Below are 16116 nucleotides of genomic sequence, written 5' to 3'. Positions count from 1 at the left end.
AAGAGCTATGGCCAAAAATACACACCCCCGCTTCGTCTCTCCCAAGACCTGGAACCGCATCGAGCAGTGGTCCCGTCGCAAACCCGTTTTTGCGCTTATGGGGGAATTTAGTGCCGGTAAATCGACACTTATGAACTTTTTGCTCCGCACACAGGCCCTGCCCACGCAGGTCACGGCAACGCAATTGCCGCCGGTCTGGTTCAGCTGGGGCAAGCGTTCAGCCTATATCAAACGTCACGATGGCAGTACGCAAAATATCACGCTGGACGAGTTGGAGACCGTTGGGGTCAATGATGCGCAGTTCATCCGCATTTTTCTTGAAGCCGATATTCTCGAAGCGGTCGATCTGATTGACACGCCCGGCATCTCGGATCCCAAGATTTCAACCGATGTGTGGCAACGCGCGGTCGGTCAGGCGAATGGTGTTCTATGGTGCACACATTCGACGCAAGCTTGGCGGGAAACTGAACGTGCGACCTGGGTTTCCTTGCCTGAAAGATTGCAACACAAATCACTGCTGTTGATAACCCGCGCTGATGCTTTAGGAGCCAAAGACCGGCAAAAGGTGCTGCGCCGCGTTAATCGCGAAGCGGGCCACCTGTTCAACCGGACCATTCTGTTTTCGGCGCGTGATGCCATAATGGCACGGGACAAGACGGGCGATGCTGAATTGTGGGCGCGCAGCGGCGGCGGAAAGATGGTCGACAGCTTTCTGGAAATCACCGAACAGATCATGGACGCACGTGCCGATCAGCTTTCCCGCTATCAGATCGACAAGTCCCAGTCGGATGAACCCAAGGTACGGCCCATTCGCCCTGCCAAACCAGCAGAAACCGCAGCCGGGCCAGCGCCGCTCAAGCTGGTCGATCCGGTTGAAGATGTCGTACACTCCGAAGTCGATGTTGTCACAAGCTTTCCAGTGCGCCCCGCCCGGGTCGAGCGCCGTTCTGACGAAACCGAGCGCCAAAGAATTGATGCGGACGAGGCAGATCGCCTGCGCGCTGAAATGGTTCAGGAAGAGGAAGAAAACTCCAAAGATGAACTGCGCGCTTTTTTCCGCGATACAAACGAGGATCCGCTGGATCTGAGGGCGCTGGCAAACCCCAGCCTGGATGTCGATGAGTTCGAGTTCTCGGACGATGATGACGAAACCGACGAGCCAGAGCTGATCGTCATCAGCCAGGAAGATGAAGCGCAGGAGCCTGAAGTTGAGGCGCAGGACGAGCCCGATCTTGAAAAATCGGTGTCTTCCATCACTGCTCTGCTATCAGAGCAGGCGAAAAACGATGCCGACGACTATGAGCCCGAACCGGACTCCAATGCGCTGACAGTGGCGTCTGTTGTCACGATCGAGCCAGAGGGCGACCTGCCCGAGGATGAATCCGAGGAGGCAGAGCCCGCCACCACGTCTGAACATCTGCTGGATGCGAACACCGGCACACCGCTGAGCGCGCTGTCGATGTGGCGCGAGATTGTCGCGACAGAACCGTTGCCAGATGACGCTAAGGGCTTGCAAAGTGCCTTTGCCGCCTTTCTGGCCGAGTTTGACCAGATTGCGATGGAGCGTAGCACCGGCGGATCCGAAGAAACCCTTCGTTCTGTGCCAAAAGGCCATGACAATGCCAGAGCGGAACGGCATGTATTGTAGAAACGCAGCGAAACTGGCGGTTCCGGATCCGCGAGTTTGTGGGATGGGCAGCTAAATGTCGATCGAAAAGGCCTTGGCCACAGCGATAGAAACCATACCCGACTGCCTGGCAGCCGGGTATGTTGATATGGAAACCGGGATGTTGCTGGGAGTGAACTCGGCCAATCCCGATGATGCAGAGAATCTGGAAAACCTGGCTTTGGCAGTTGCAAACCTGTTTCAGGGTCGTGGTGTCAAAGCGTTTGAAGACCTGTTGCGCACAGCTGGCTCTGAGGAAACAGAACACCCGGGATTTGGAGAAATCGCAGTGTTTGCCAATGACCGGTTGCATATTTTCCTACGGACGCGGGAATATCCCGATCATGTGGTCTGCTACATCTGTCGCGACAACGCAAATGTCGGGCTGGCCCTGACAAAATCACATCTCAGCCTGGGGCCGGTTGCGGCCACGGTTTAGACGGGACCAGAGGGGGTCACGGCATGATGGATACTGAAATTCTCGAAATGCTCGAAGATATCGGGCGGAATTCGGTCGCGCGATTGTCACCGGCGATCTACCTGAGCGGCGAGACAGCACAGGCACGGCGGGATCAGGTGTTGACTGCCATCCGGCGGACCATTCTGCCCCGAAAGCTTGAATTTGTCGCAGCCGACGGTGCGATGCTGTCAATCGAGGTCAGCAGCTCCCGAATTACGGACGTGTTCGAATGTGGATCTGACCCGATTCCGGATTTTGAAACGGAAACGCGTGAGGATTTGACCGGGAAGCTGGCGCATCTTGTGTCAGACATAGCGACCGCCCCCGGTCCGCTGAAACTGGCATCTCTACGACCGGATACGGCCCTTGAAGCAGACGATGTCGGGCTGACCTTCTCTGATATCGAAGCTGCGTGCGCGCGCATCGACTTGCCGGAAGAACCCCGTATGGCGATTGTGCCGGACGCCGAAGAGGAACCGGTGCCGGAACAGGAGCCGCAGGATCAGCCCGGAGCAGCGCAGGCGTTCTATGATGGCGCGAACCGTTTTGCCCTTGGGCGCATTCTGTTCGTAGAAGAGGACGCAAGTGCGGCGCAATCCGATGGCCTTTGTGCGCACGATCAGCCCCTGAACCCCGATCCGGACCTGCTTGCACGCTTTGCCCGTGATCTGGCTGGTTGGCAGGCAGACAGCGCCACCGCGTCACCGCAGCTGATCGTTTTGCGACCCTCGGGTGGTCAGGGCACAGGGCTGGCTCTGGTGCCCGATGGGGTGCAGATTGCAGCGGCCCTGCACGATGCGCGTAAGCTGGGTGCCGTCGTAAGCCTGTGGAAATCACTGAAATCCGCCGCCGAATGACCGCGTTCCCGCCTAATCGAGTCCTTTTTTGAGAGTTTAACGTAAGAAACGAGTTGTCAGGGTAATCTAATGAGTGAATTGAACCGCCACGAACTTATTCGCATTGCGGAAGATTTGAATGAGATGAGCAATGACGAAACCCGTCATTTCATCTCGCGCATCGTCAGTGATCTTAAGAACCTCAAGCCGTCGATTGCCTTTGTCGGCCAGATAAAGGCGGGCAAATCGCGTCTGATCAACGGCTTTACCGGTCAGGCCGAATATCTGCCATCCGACGTAAACCCCTGGACGACTGTGATCACAGATATGCATTTCGGCCACCCCTCGGGGCGAACCTCGGGGGCCGAATTCCACTTCTTCGACAACCGTCAATGGCAGGCATTGATTGCCGAAGGCGAAGAGCTGCGCAACATGTTCCCTGATGACGAGGACAGCTATAAGCGCGAGATGATCGAAGAGCAGGTCGAGGCGATGAAAACCCGCGCCCGGCTGCGTCTTGGTGACAGCTATGAGCAACTACTTGGCCAGCACCACGATCTTGAGGATCTGACAACCGACGATCTGGCCCGCTATGTTTGCGCCGGGGATGACCCGACGGATGAAGAGGAACATGACCCCGGCTCGGACCGAGGGCTTTATAGCGATATCACCCGCAAGGCCGAGGTCTATTTTGACATCGGCCATTTTCCGTATCCGGTGACCGTAACCGACACGCCCGGTGTCAACGATCCTCTGCTGATCCGCGAAGAAATCTCGCGTCAGTACCTCAAGGAATCTGATTTCTTCGTTGTGGTTCTATCGGCGCATCAGGCCCTGTCGCGCGCGGATCTGAAACTGTTCCGACTGATGCAGGCGTTGGAACTGGGCCAGATTGTTGTTTTCATCAACCGTGTTGATGAACTGGGTGGCGGTGCCGACGATGCAGGAAAGGTGCGCTCGGATGTTCTGAATGGCCTCGAAAATGCACTTGGAAACTCAGATATCGATGTGCTGATGGGCAGCGCCCAATGGGCCCATTATGCGCTGACCGGCGATGAAACCGGTGTGGATCATGATCAGGTTCTGGCGTGGTTGCGCGCCCATCCCGAACAAATGAAACAGTATCTGTCGGGTGTCGAAGAGATCAAGCAAGGCCCCGGGCCAATCAGTCGTGAGGCAATCTTGCGCTTTGCGGCAATGATCGCATCCGGTCTGCCTGATCTGCGCCGTCATGTGACCCGTGCCCTGACCAACGGACCCCGCAATGAGCAACTGCGAATGGCGTGGCAGCATCTCAACAGCTTTGCGCAGGGCGAGTTGGAGCGCAGCGGTGCAAGGCTGCGGGCGCTGGATGACGAGGAAGGGCCCGAGGCGAGCAATACCGATGACAGCAACAAGACGCTGACCGAGCTTCGTTCCCTTGTCGCCGAGAAATCCGAAGCAATCACCAAGGATATGGATGATGTTCTGGCTAATCTGCGCGGGGTCATGGACGACACCGTGGCCGAGGCGGTCTCGCTTGTGGTGCGCGGGTCAGATGGCCGTTCGCCCCTGTTGAACCGCGACGGGGAAACCGAATTGAACTTTACGCCACTACGCGACCGGATGCGTGAACTGGTGCAAGGGGCCACTCAGGTCATTCGTCAACGTATGCTGAGCGAGCTCTATACAGTCGATATGCAAAGTAACGCGGCACTGCGGGCCATTCCGGGCTGGCGAGAGCCGATGGACAGCAGAATGAACACAAGCGCGGTGCGCTGGTTCCGCCCCGACACAACTGCGCTGACCCGTGGCATCACCGTCGAGCTGCGCGTGACATGGCTGTCGCGCCTGATTTCCCGCCGCAGCGTTGTCAACCGGGCCGAACGTATGATCGTGCAGGAGTTTGAAATCATCGGTGACGATCTGATCGACACCGCCCGCAGCGATCTGATAGAACGGATGCAGACGGTAGTGGATCACTATTTGGCGCTTTTGGCCGGACATTTGGAACATCGTGCCGGAGCGGATGGCAGCAACGCGCGCACCCAAGCGCAGCAGGCCGCCGACCGGGCGCGTCGCATCGCGGACGAGCTAAGCTCGGTGCTTGGTCCGGTTCGCTCCGAGACTCTACAGGCTGAGGCTGCAGAATGATTGAATTTCCCGGAACCCGGCAGGAAGTCAGGCAACTCGAACGCTTTCTGACTGCAACCGAAAACGCCCCATCATCGGCCGAGCTTGATGATTTGCGCACGCGGGCGCTGGCCCATGCCGAACGGCTGTCAAACGCGGTTGCGATCGGGTTCGCAGGAGAGTTCGGGGCAGGCAAGTCCAGCCTGGCGAATATGCTGGCCGGAGCAGATATCCTGCCAACGGGACCGCAGCACCTGAAGCTGCCCCTGGTCATTGTGGCCTATGCCGAGACCCCAGAAACAACGGTCGGATGGTGGGGCAAGGAGCCCAAGGTCTATTCCGGTATTGACCTGGAAAAAGCGGCCGCAGACAACCCGGATTTCATTTCGGTTGGCGTGAACACCCCTGCCCTGCAGGATATCTCGCTGTTCGACCTGCCCGGCTCGGGCGCGTTGGATGACAACTATAAAGAGACGCTGGCGCTGCTGGAATATGTCGATTGTGCAATCTGGTGCAGCAACGGGACCAACGCTTGGCGCGAGACCGAACGTCATTTATGGCGGCAGGTTCCGCAAAAGCTGCGCGACAGCAGCCTGCTGGCGGTGACACATGCGGACTTGCTGGCCGATAGCAACGCGCTTGACCGTGTGGTGAAACGTTTGGACAAGGAAAAAGACGGGTTGTTCCAGGCTGTTGTCCCCATTGGAACCCCGGTTGCTGTGCGTGCTATGTCGCAAGAGCCCGAGCCCGACTTTGATCTGTGGGAAACCTGTGGTGGACAAAATCTGGCCGAGCAAGTTTTGCGCATCGCCTCGGATCATCGCCAGAAAGATCTTAGGGCCGCCCAGCAAGATCTTGACGCACATTTTCTGCCCTATCTCGAACAGATCGAAGGCCCGGAAGCGGTAACCGTGGAACCACAGGTTGCCGATGGCCACGTCATCCAGTCCAGCCTTGGCTCGACCCTACCGCCGTTGACCAATCCGATACTCGAAGACTGGCTGGCGGCGATTGCAAGCATTTATGATGACCTGCGCGAAAGCTCGGATATGGAACCGGCAGCCTTCCTGCAAAGCTGCCAGGAAATTGTCGAGGACTTTGCTGAACGGCTGGAATCCGGTGCTGAAATCGACCCCGAAGCAGACTGGGTTCCCGGTGAGTTCGAGAAGGCCACGGATCTGCTGCTGCTGCTGCAGTTTGAAAGCGGTGAAGCGCCTTTGAAAGATGCTATCAGCATTCTCGCGCAGCTCAGCGACAATCTTGCATGGGCCGGTAGCGTGGTGGCATCTGCGCCGTCCAGAACCGGAACTTGAGCGTTTCCCGCTAAAATTGAGTCGTTCTGCGACGATTCGGAAGGTATCGAATCGGACGTCTATTGTTTCGAAAACGTGGACCAAGCGGGAAATTTTGTAGAATAGGCGCGCCGTTTGTTCCGACAAATTACCACATATAGTTTCTCGATGCATCCTAACACATCATATAGATATACAGAGAATCCAATCCATAGTGAAGCCATGCGGCGGCCCCAATAAAGTCAAATTTGAACCGTCTAACGTTCTTAAGTGTCCTGCGGTTGTGTTTGGTTGTGAGTTCGCGGGCAATTGCCCCAGTTTCGAATACCGCAAAAACGAGTAGAATGGGCGGGAAGAAATGAGCCACAACCAGGCGGTCGGTGCAACGCACGACGAACCTCAAATCGAAGGTCTCCAACCGGGCGCGAAGCTTCTTCGCGGTCAGTACGAAATTCTTCGTTTCCTCAGCAATGGTGGCTTTGGGATCACCTATCTGGCGCGAGACAGCCTTGAGCGCGATGTGGTGATCAAGGAATGCTATCCGGGTGCTCTGTGCCATCGCAATGGCGATCTGGTCGAGGCTGCCAATCCTGATCACAAGGATGATCTGCGCGCGATCATTGATCTGTTCATTCAGGAAGCCCGCAATCACGCGCGGCTTGTGCATCCTAATATTGTCGATGTGCATCAGGTGTTCGAGGACAATAACACCGCCTATATCGCGATGGATCTGATCCGCGGCTGTGACCTGCTAGACTATGTCGAGAACCCCGAAAACGAAAGCGGCCCGGATTTCATGGTTCAGGTCACGGAGAAGATGCTATCGGCGGTCTCGTTCATCCATCAAAGTGGCATGTTGCACCGTGACATCTCGCCCGACAACATCCTGATCGATGAGCATGGCGAACCGATCCTGATCGATTTTGGCGCAGCGCGCGAACAGGCAGCTCACAAATCGGCGGCCCTACTGACACTGCGCGTGATCAAGGACGGGTATTCACCGCATGAGTTTTACGTGCGCGGGGCTGAGCAAGGCCCTAGCAGCGATCTTTATGTGCTGGCGGCAACGCTTTATCACGCAATCAGCGGCGAGCGGCCGATTGACGGCCAGACCCGGTTGAATGCATTCAACAATGGTCAGCCCGACCCCTACACCCCCCTTTCCGGGCGCTTCAAAGGCTATCCCGACAACTTCCTAAAAGCGATCGACAAAGCGATGGAGGTGCACGCCACCGACCGTCTGCAAAGTGCGCTTGACTGGCTGCGTATGTTCCGTGGACCGGACGTGATGTTCGATTCATTTGCCTACCGTCCGGTGTCGGTGATCGTTGGAATGGATCATCAGGACCATCAGGCAGAAAAGGAACGGATCAAGGCCGAAAGCGAAAACGCCGAGGCCGTTGTGACCGCCCTTTTGGCTGGAAATGCGGATCTTGCACTAGGCAACGAAGAAAAGCCGGAAAAAGAACTGGCGACGTTTGCCTCGCAGGAAGAGGCACCGGCAGCCGTCGATACTGTTGTCAAAAGCAACTCAGGCGGCGGCAGCAAGATGATCGCTGCGGCAGTTGTTCTTCTGGCGGCCTTGGCTGCGGGGGGATATTTTGTGATTTCGGGCGACACTTCCTCACCCGGCGCTACACCGGTCGCGGCGCTGGCGCCGCCCACTCAAGACGCAGAACCGGAACCGGTCGAGCAGACCGCCGAAGTCGCAGCAGAGCCGGAACAGGCCGAAGCCGCTTTGGACCCGCAGACAGAGGTGGCACAAGACCAGCCTGTCGAGCAGACAGAAACCGTCGCGCAAGAACCCGTTGTGGCTGAACTCGCTGAGGCCGAGCCGCAGGTTGTGGCAGAGACCCAGCCTGAAGCACCTGCGCCCATTGAAGCCCAGACCGAAGAACCTGCGCCTATTGAAGTCGCCGTCGAACAGCCCGAACCCACACCACCTGCCGTAGAACCCGTCAACCTGACGGCCAATCAGGTGTCATTTGCCCATTGGGATGTGGATATGCCCTTTACGGTGTCAAAGCGCCGCGCCTCAACTGGCAGCGTTTTCGCCATTACCGGCATCGACGCAGGCCAGGATATGTCGGTCGTGGGGAATTGGGTGCAGCGCGGCACATCAATCTTTACGTTGAACGGGGAACCTGTACGCGGAGATCTGTCCTTCGCCGCAAGCATTCTGAATGACTTCACCGTTGATCCCGATGGCTATATCAGGGCAGCGGCACGCTATCGCACTCTGGGTGAAACCCGCGCGCAGAACGGCCTGCTGGCTCTTCCGGCGCATCGCATGGTGGGTCTTGAGAATGGCTTGACGTTCGATGTGCGCCATGTGGAGGGAGCTGGCTGGCAAACCGCTGCTGCCAAGATCCCGCAAGGCATCATCGGTGAGTTGCAGGGTGGCGACATCCTTGTTCGCGAAACCAGCACCGGAACAGCTTTTGATGGACCCGAAAGCCTGGATGCGGTGCTGAGCAACCTTGTGGCCGAAGGTCATCCAACGGCGCAACTGGTTGTCTTGCGCGATGGCTCTGAGGTTTCTGCGACAATGCAGTTGGCGCAGGAGTAGATCAATCCGGATCATGTGAAACCGCCAGCTAGTGTGTGCTGCGGGTGGCATCAGTTCAGCTACCTGACGGGGACCGGACCGTCGCGGAACGTAAGAGTGACCTTGTTTCCCTTCATTAGTCTCGCCGTGGCTTGTTCATGGTGATCCGTAACAGAACCGCGGGAAGTGACCCGCGACAGAGTAAAGAGGTGTCGTCACCATGTTCAAATACAAAAGCCCTCTCAGCCGGCTTCTAGAAGGTGCCGGCAAAGCCAAAGAAGAAGAGACTGCGGAAACAGAGGTCGCAGAGGACGTGCAGCCGGAACAGGCTGAACCGATTGCAGATTTCAACGCGCTGCGTGCTGCGCTGGCCGGTGGCAATATGACCTCGGAAAACTATGAGGAAACAGAAGATCTGATCCCGGAAGAGCAGATGCCCGAGTTCGCCGAAGGTGAAGAAGAGCCTGTTGCCGATGACAATCTGACAGAGGAGGCGGTCGAGTCCTTAGAAGAAAATACTGAAGACGACGATCAGATTGTTACGCTGCATCTGACATCTGCCGATTCCGTCGATGCGATGGCGGACACATTGGCCGCTGTCGCCGAGGCCGCAGGTGAAGACGCTGAAGAGGCGACTGCCGAGCTGGAAGCTGTTTCCGAAAGTGCCGCAGAACCCATGCCTGTAATCGAAACCTCGCCCGAGCCTGTGGTGGTCGAACCTGCGCCCGAGCCTGTTGCGGAAATTCCCGAGCCTGTAGCACCCCCTGCTCCGGCCGAAGATCGCCGTGCACGGGTGAAGACCACATTCTTGGGTTTTGAACGCGCCGACACCCATGTGCAGGATTTGATCGAAACCGCAGAGCCCGTCGCCAAGACCGAGGCTGCAGAACAGACCTTCCCGGTTGGCTGGCTGGTTGTGACCGCTGGTCCGGGCCGTGGTGCCTGCATCACCCTGACCGAAGGGCTGATGCAGATTGGCCGCAATGACGATCAGGCCATTCAGCTGGATTTCGGCGATACCGGTATTTCGCGCAGCAGTCATGCCGTGATTGCCTATGACCCGGAAGACCGCAAATGCTATTTGGGCCACGGTGGCAAGGCAAACCTTGTGCGCTTGAACGGCAAACCGGTACTCAGCACTGTTGCTCTGTCCAGCGGTGATCTGATCCGCATCAGCGAAACCTCGATCCGTTTCGCCGCCTTCTGCGATGATGGTTTTGACTGGCGGGATGCCGACTGATGCTGGCGACCCCTGCATATGATATTGCCCTGATCCTGGACCAGGGTCAGCGCGACACGCAGGAAGACGCAATTGCCGCGCGGATTTTTGATGCGGCCAATGCGGGCTATGTCGTCATCGCTGACGGCATGGGAGGCCACGATGCAGGCGAAGTTGCATCCGAACTTGTGGTCGCGGCCTGGCAAGAGGCGCTGGATGCGCAACTGGAAAGCGATCACGTGACCGAGGGCGCTCTGCTCGACGCCCTGCCCATGGCGGCCATGCAGGCAAACGCTCAGGTGGCAAGCCATGGCGAAACATCCGGAATTCAGCTGGGATCCACCCTGCTGGGTACCTTGCTGGTGAACCAGAACCTGTTCTGGATTTCGATCGGCGACAGCCCGCTTTACCTGTTCCGCGACGGTGCCCTGAGCCAGATCAATGAAGACCATTCGATGGCTCCGATGATTGACGCGCAAAAGGCTGAAGGTCTGTTGAGCGAAGCCGAGGCGCAGAGCCATCCCGACCGCAATCAGCTGACATCGGTCATTATGGGGGCGGCGATACCCAAGGTGGACTGCCCCGAAGCGCCGCTGGCGCTGAGCCCGTCAGATGTTCTGATCCTTGGCAGCGATGGGCTTCAGTACCTTAGCAATCCCGAGATCGAGGCGCTGTTGCACACGCATATTCACTCTCCGGCCCGCGATATTGCAGACGCGCTGCTGCAAGCGCTGCACGCCAAGGCGGACCCGGATCAGGACAATATTTCAATCGCCGTGGTCAAACCGGCGCAGACATAAACAAGGCAGAGAAACAGGACAACATGAGAACCCATCTGATCATATCAAGCCTGGCTCTTGCAGCCGCAACAGGGGCGGCGACAGCGCAAGAGGCGTGCTCGACCTATGAAATTCAACGCGGCGACAGCCTGCGTGAACTGGCGATCCAGGTCTATGCAACCGAGGATTACCGGTTCATCTATGACGTCAACCGCGATGTCATCGGCTCGAATCCAAATATCATCCGCGTCGGCGATATTCTGACCTTCCCATGTCTCGAGGACATCGGTCGTGCGCCTGAACTACCGGATACTGAAGCAGGCCGGATGGCGGCAGAAATGGCCTCGGAACTGGTCAAGGCAGCGGAGGAACGCGCCGAAAAAGCCATCGCTGCAGCCGAAGCTCGCGCAGCCGCCGCCGAAGCTGAGGCCAAGAAGGCCAGCGAAGATGCAGTGATCGCCGCTAGGGCCGAAGCGAAGAAAGAGATCGAAGCCGCCCGCGCCGAAGGGGCCGCCCTGATCCGCAACGCAGAAGGTGGCGAGCGACCGGAAATCCGCGATCGCCAGCTGCTGCTGATTACTGGCGGGAACTATTCCCCCTTCACTGATGAGGCGCTGCCGAACCGGGGCCTCTACACTGATCTGGTCGAAACCGCGATGTTGCGGGCCGCGCCCGAGCAGCCCTATAAGATCCAGTTCGTAAATGACTGGTCCTCACATCTAGACCTGCTGATGCCGACGCTGGCCTTCGATGCGACCTTCCCGTGGTCGCGCCCGAACTGCGAAGAGGCCGAGGCTCTGTCTGAAAGTGACCGCACCCGGTGTGAGACCTACAATTTCTCGAACCCGTTCTACGAAGTTGTGGATACGTTCTTTGCCAAAGATGGCTCGGGTTATGAAGAAACCCTGACCTATTCGGATTTCGTAGACGCCACGATATGCCGTCCCGAAGGCTGGTCGCTGTCACATATGGATGCGGTGGGCCTTTATGAGCCCGCAATCAAGCTGATGCGCCCGGTTTCGCCCGATGACTGCTTTCACGCGGTAATGGACGGTAGCGCCGATATCATCGCGATCGAGGCCCATCTCGCCGTCGAGGCAATCGGGCGTCTTGGCTACGAACATCAGATCATCGAAAACCCCAACCTGGCGGCGATCAAGTCGCTTAACGTCATGACCCACAAAGATAATCCGGATGGGGAAGCGATCCTTGAGACGCTCAACCAGGGTCTGGCGATCATGCAGCAATCTGGCGAGTGGCGCGACATCGTGTCGACCGCTCTGCGTTATCAAATGGAAAATGGCTAAGGCCCCTGTTGGCCTGACAAAACAAAAGTCTGGAGGAAGTGGACATGATTAATAAGAAATTGAAGAAAGCAGTACTGTCGGCATCGACCCTGACCGCCCTGAGCGCGGGTGCCGCCGCCGCGCAAGAGGCCTGCACCAACTATACCGTTCAGGACGGGGATACGATGGCAACCATCGCCATCGCCGCCTACGGCACTTCGAACTATCAGCCGGTCTTCAACGCAAACCGGAATGTCATTTCCAACCCGGGCGCGCTGGAACCGGGTCTGGTTCTGGCTCTGCCCTGTGAAGATGGCAGCCTACCGAATGGTCAAAGCGCGCAGGAACTGATCGCGGCGGAAGAAAAACGTGCAGCCAGCGTCAAACGTTCGAATGTCTACGCGCCGCCGATCAAGATGGTTGCGGGCAACGGCTGGGAGCCGTTCACAACCGAAGCGCTGAGCGGCGGTGGCATCATGACCCGTCTGGCCACAACCAGCCTGCAGCGCGCGGGCAACAGCCGCGACTATTCCGTCAGCTTTGTCGATGACTGGAGTTCGCATCTGGACACATTGCTACCGCTTGGTGCGTTTGACATCTCGATTGCCTGGACCATCCCGGATTGCACCAACCGCTCATACGAATGGTCTGCGGAAACCGAAGCCCGCTGCACGCAGTTTGTCGCCTCGGTTCCGGTGTACGACGTTGTTGGCGGTTTCTTCACCCTGCCGGAAAGCGAATATGCGGGCGCCACAACTTACGCCGATTTCGAGGGCTCTACCATCTGCCGCATGGCAGGCTGGAGCATGGTGGTGCTTGAAGAAGTTGGTCTGAACCGGACCAACACGACCGTCGTGCAGCCGAATACGGCGCGTGAGTGTCTGGACGCCGTTTTGACCGGAACCGCAGATGTTGCGGCGTTCGAGGTCGAGCTGTTCGCATCGAACATGAAAGACATGGGTCTTACTTCGGCCGACATCGTCGAAAACCCCTATGTCTCAACCTTGTCGTCAATGAGCTTCCTGGCGCACCGCACTAACCCCTTTGCACGCGAATACATCGCGATGATGAACAAAGGTCTGGTTGAGATGCGCGAATCCGGTGAATGGTACGCGATCATCTCGGACACGCTGCGCGAGCAGAATGAAAAGTTGAATGCGGCATCAAACTGATCCCTCGGTTTATGCACGTTGACTGGGCCGGTCTTAGGACCGGCCTTTTTTTGTCGAAGAACGCATCCTCACAGCCAATGAATCAATTAGCAGATGAGGGTCGTATTTTCCGCTGAACATTTAGTCTAGATGCTTATGTCTGCGCATTAGTCCTAAGACAGATGTATTTTGCGCGTAAATACCGCTGACCTACGGGAATCCCCTAATACTCAGAATGATCTAATTGGGTAGGATCAAATCAACTACACCGGTGGGCGTAACGCCCCACCACTCACTCAGAAAAGGGCTGGCTATGGGGGCTGGCCCTTTTCTTGTTGGAAAGACAAAAAACCGGCCCTCTTTGGGGCCGGTTTGAGTTTCAATGGCAGGTCCGCAGAGCTAACTGCTCGTCCACTAACCAATGATTGCGTTTAGGGTATTGCTGGGACGCATAACAGCGGCGGCCTTGGCTGGATCAGTATGGTAATAGCCGCCCAGATCAGCGGGCGCACCTTGCGCTGCCGCCAGTTCTGACAAGATCTGTCCCTCGTTATCCGCCAGCTCCTTGGCCACAGGTGCAAACGCAGCTGCCAGTTCCGCATCGTCTGATTGTGTGGCCAGCGCCTCGGCCCAATAGCGCGCGAACCAATAGTGACTGTCGCGGTTGTCTGGTTGTCCGACTTTGCGGCTAGGTGAGCGGCCTTGGTCCAGAATGCCTTGCGTCGCTGCCTCGGCTGCAGCGCCAAGCACTCCGGCCTTGGTGTTGCCCTTGCTGTCGGCCAGGAAATTCAGCGATTCACCCAGCGCGCAGAACTCGCCCATTGAATCCCAGCGCAGGTGGTTTTCCTCAACCAGTTGCTGGACGTGTTTGGGGGCCGATCCCCCTGCCCCGGTTTCAAACAGTCCGCCGCCATTCATCAGCTTGACGATGGACAGCATCTTGGCCGAGGTGCCCAGTTCCAGGATCGGGAATAGGTCTGTCAGATAGTCGCGCAGCACGTTGCCAGTTATCGCAATCGAGTCCTTGCCCGCGGTGATCGTCTCCAGCGACTGGCGGGTCGCCTCGCGTGGGGCCATGATTTGGAACTTGTCGGCCACGCCAGCAGCTTCGAGCGCGGGTTTGACGTATTTGATCAGTTCGGCGTCATGTGCGCGGTTGGCATCCAGCCAAAAGATCGCCTCGGACCCGGTCAGGCGCTGACGGTCCATTGCCAGCTGAATCCAGTTCTCGATAGGAGCCTTTTTTACGGTGCAGGCGCGCCAGATATCGTCCTTTTCGACCTCATGGCTGTGCAGGGTTTCTCCGTTCGCCAGAACGATACGGATCGTACCATCGGCAGGTGCCTGGAATGTGGTCGGGTGCGAGCCGTATTCCTCGGCTTTTTGCGCCATCAGGCCCACATTGGCCACGGCCCCGGCTGTGGCCGGGTTCAGTGCGCCATTGGCTTTGAAAAACTTGATCGTTTCGTCATAGACGGTCGCATAGCAGCGGTCGGGGATCACGCAATTGGTGTCGCCCTTCGCGCCGGTTTCGTCCCAACCTTTGCCACCCGCGCGGATCACGGCAGGCATCGAGGCGTCGATGATCACATCTGACGGTACGTGCAGATTGGTAATTCCGCGATCAGAGTCGACCATATACATCGACGGGCGGTCCGCCTTGAGGGCATCAATGGCGGCCACGATATCGGCATTGCCCTGAACACGCTCCAGCAGATCCCCCAGCCCCGAGTTGGGGTTTACACCCAACGCGTCAAACTCGGCAGCAAATTTTTCGAACACAGGCGCCAGCCAGGCATGGACCGCGTAGCCAAAGATGATCGGATCGCTGACCTTCATCATTGTGGCTTTTAAGTGCAGCGAGAACATGGTGCCATCGGCCTTGGTGTCCTCGATAGCATCGGCAAGGAACGCAGACAAAGCCTTGACCGACATGAAAGTCGCGTCGGTCACAGTCCCTTCCTCAAGCGCCCAGCCGTCTTTCAGAACGGTTACACTGCCGTCGTTACCGACAAACTCGATCTTTGCGTCACCGGCCTGCGCGGCGGTGATGGTTGCCGACTTTTCATTGGCATAGAAGTCATTCCCGGGCATGGATGAGACTTTAGTTTTGCTGTCCGCTGTCCATTCCCCCATCGAATGCGGGTTTTTCTGAGCGTAGTTTTTTACTGCCCGCGCTGCACGGCGGTCGCTATTGCCCTCACGCAGAACCGGGTTCACTGCCGAGCCTTTGATCGCGTCATACCGCGCGCGGATCGCCTTTTCCTCATCGGTCGTAGGGTCTTCGGGATAGGCCGGGATATCGTAGCCCTGCGATTGCAATTCTTCGATCGCGGCCACCAGCTGCGGAACCGAGGCCGAGATATTCGGCAGCTTGATCACATTGGCATCAGGCGTTTTGACCAATTCACCCAAAGCGGCCAGATCGTCGCTGATACGCTGATCGTCGGTCAGCTTTTCCGGAAAGGTCGCCAGAATACGGCCCGCAAGCGAAATATCTTTGGTCCCGACGCTGACGCCTGCTGCCGAGGCGAACTTGCGAATGATGGGCAGGAACGAGGCGCTGGCCAGTTCGGGCGCTTCGTCTACAATGGTATACAATATGTCGAAGTTCGATTTATCTGCCATATTCTTTTACCTTTTTTAAGCCTTTCAGGGGCGTGCGATCCAAGAGTGTGTGCCGATTTCACAAGGCACCGAGCCGTTACAGGGCGCGATGACCCCACGGGAGACTCTGATGTGACAGGGCCTCCCTTAAATGAGGATG

11 protein-coding genes are annotated in these 16116 nt (G+C 57.5%); 10 read left to right on the top strand and 1 reads right to left on the bottom strand.

All coding sequences use genetic code 11. The features are described from left to right. The first annotated feature begins 7 nt into the window (after positions 1 to 7). From ACR0FG_RS03195 to ACR0FG_RS03150, 10 genes are all read left to right on the top strand, one after another. Positions 8 to 1648, top strand: a complete 1641-nt coding sequence (locus ACR0FG_RS03195; RefSeq protein WP_480890008.1) for a dynamin family protein — start codon at positions 8 to 10, stop codon at positions 1646 to 1648. A 55-nt stretch (positions 1649 to 1703) separates the two neighbouring features. Next, complete coding sequence (locus tag ACR0FG_RS03190; protein ID WP_170710670.1) at positions 1704 to 2105, top strand: hypothetical protein; 402 nt, start codon at positions 1704 to 1706, stop codon at positions 2103 to 2105. Between the two features lie 23 nt (positions 2106 to 2128). Then, on the top strand, positions 2129 to 2983 hold the full coding sequence (locus tag ACR0FG_RS03185) for a hypothetical protein (protein ID WP_480890006.1): 855 nt from the start codon (positions 2129 to 2131) through the stop codon (positions 2981 to 2983). Positions 2984 to 3052: 69 nt separating this feature from the next. Further along, positions 3053 to 5095, top strand: coding sequence for a dynamin family protein (locus ACR0FG_RS03180; protein ID WP_480890003.1), 2043 nt, complete (start codon positions 3053 to 3055; stop codon positions 5093 to 5095). Then, positions 5092 to 6387, top strand: coding sequence for a dynamin family protein (locus ACR0FG_RS03175; protein WP_480890002.1), 1296 nt, complete (start codon positions 5092 to 5094; stop codon positions 6385 to 6387). The genes ACR0FG_RS03180 and ACR0FG_RS03175 overlap by 4 nt, the downstream gene beginning before the upstream one ends. Before the next feature lie 337 nt (positions 6388 to 6724). Beyond that, the gene (locus ACR0FG_RS03170) at positions 6725 to 8935 is read left to right on the top strand and encodes a serine/threonine protein kinase (RefSeq protein WP_480889999.1); all 2211 of its coding nucleotides are present in this window, start codon (positions 6725 to 6727) and stop codon (positions 8933 to 8935) included. A gap of 199 nt (positions 8936 to 9134) precedes the next feature. Further along, positions 9135 to 10154 carry an FHA domain-containing protein gene (locus ACR0FG_RS03165; RefSeq protein ID WP_480889997.1) on the top strand — a complete coding sequence of 340 codons (1020 nt, stop codon included), beginning with the start codon at positions 9135 to 9137 and terminating at the stop codon, positions 10152 to 10154. Next, positions 10154 to 10933, top strand: a complete 780-nt coding sequence (locus tag ACR0FG_RS03160; protein ID WP_170710676.1) for a protein phosphatase 2C domain-containing protein — start codon at positions 10154 to 10156, stop codon at positions 10931 to 10933. The genes ACR0FG_RS03165 and ACR0FG_RS03160 overlap by 1 nt, the downstream gene beginning before the upstream one ends. A 23-nt stretch (positions 10934 to 10956) precedes the next feature. Next, positions 10957 to 12219, top strand: a complete 1263-nt coding sequence (locus ACR0FG_RS03155; protein WP_480889992.1) for a type 2 periplasmic-binding domain-containing protein — start codon at positions 10957 to 10959, stop codon at positions 12217 to 12219. A gap of 44 nt (positions 12220 to 12263) precedes the next feature. After that, positions 12264 to 13370 (top strand): peptidoglycan-binding protein LysM, encoded by a 1107-nt coding sequence (locus tag ACR0FG_RS03150; RefSeq protein ID WP_480889989.1) that lies wholly within the window; start codon positions 12264 to 12266, stop codon positions 13368 to 13370. Positions 13371 to 13763: 393 nt separating this feature from the next. On the opposite strand, the gene ACR0FG_RS03145 is transcribed toward ACR0FG_RS03150, so the two are convergent. Further along, on the bottom strand, positions 13764 to 15977 hold the full coding sequence (locus tag ACR0FG_RS03145; RefSeq protein ID WP_480889986.1) for an NADP-dependent isocitrate dehydrogenase: 2214 nt from the start codon (positions 15975 to 15977) through the stop codon (positions 13764 to 13766). Positions 15978 to 16116 lie beyond the last annotated feature (139 nt).

Source organism: Ruegeria sp. E1 (assembly GCF_056534225.1).
The sequence above is the reverse complement of the archived record's forward strand: the minus strand, read 5'-3'. Positions and strand labels throughout refer to the sequence as shown.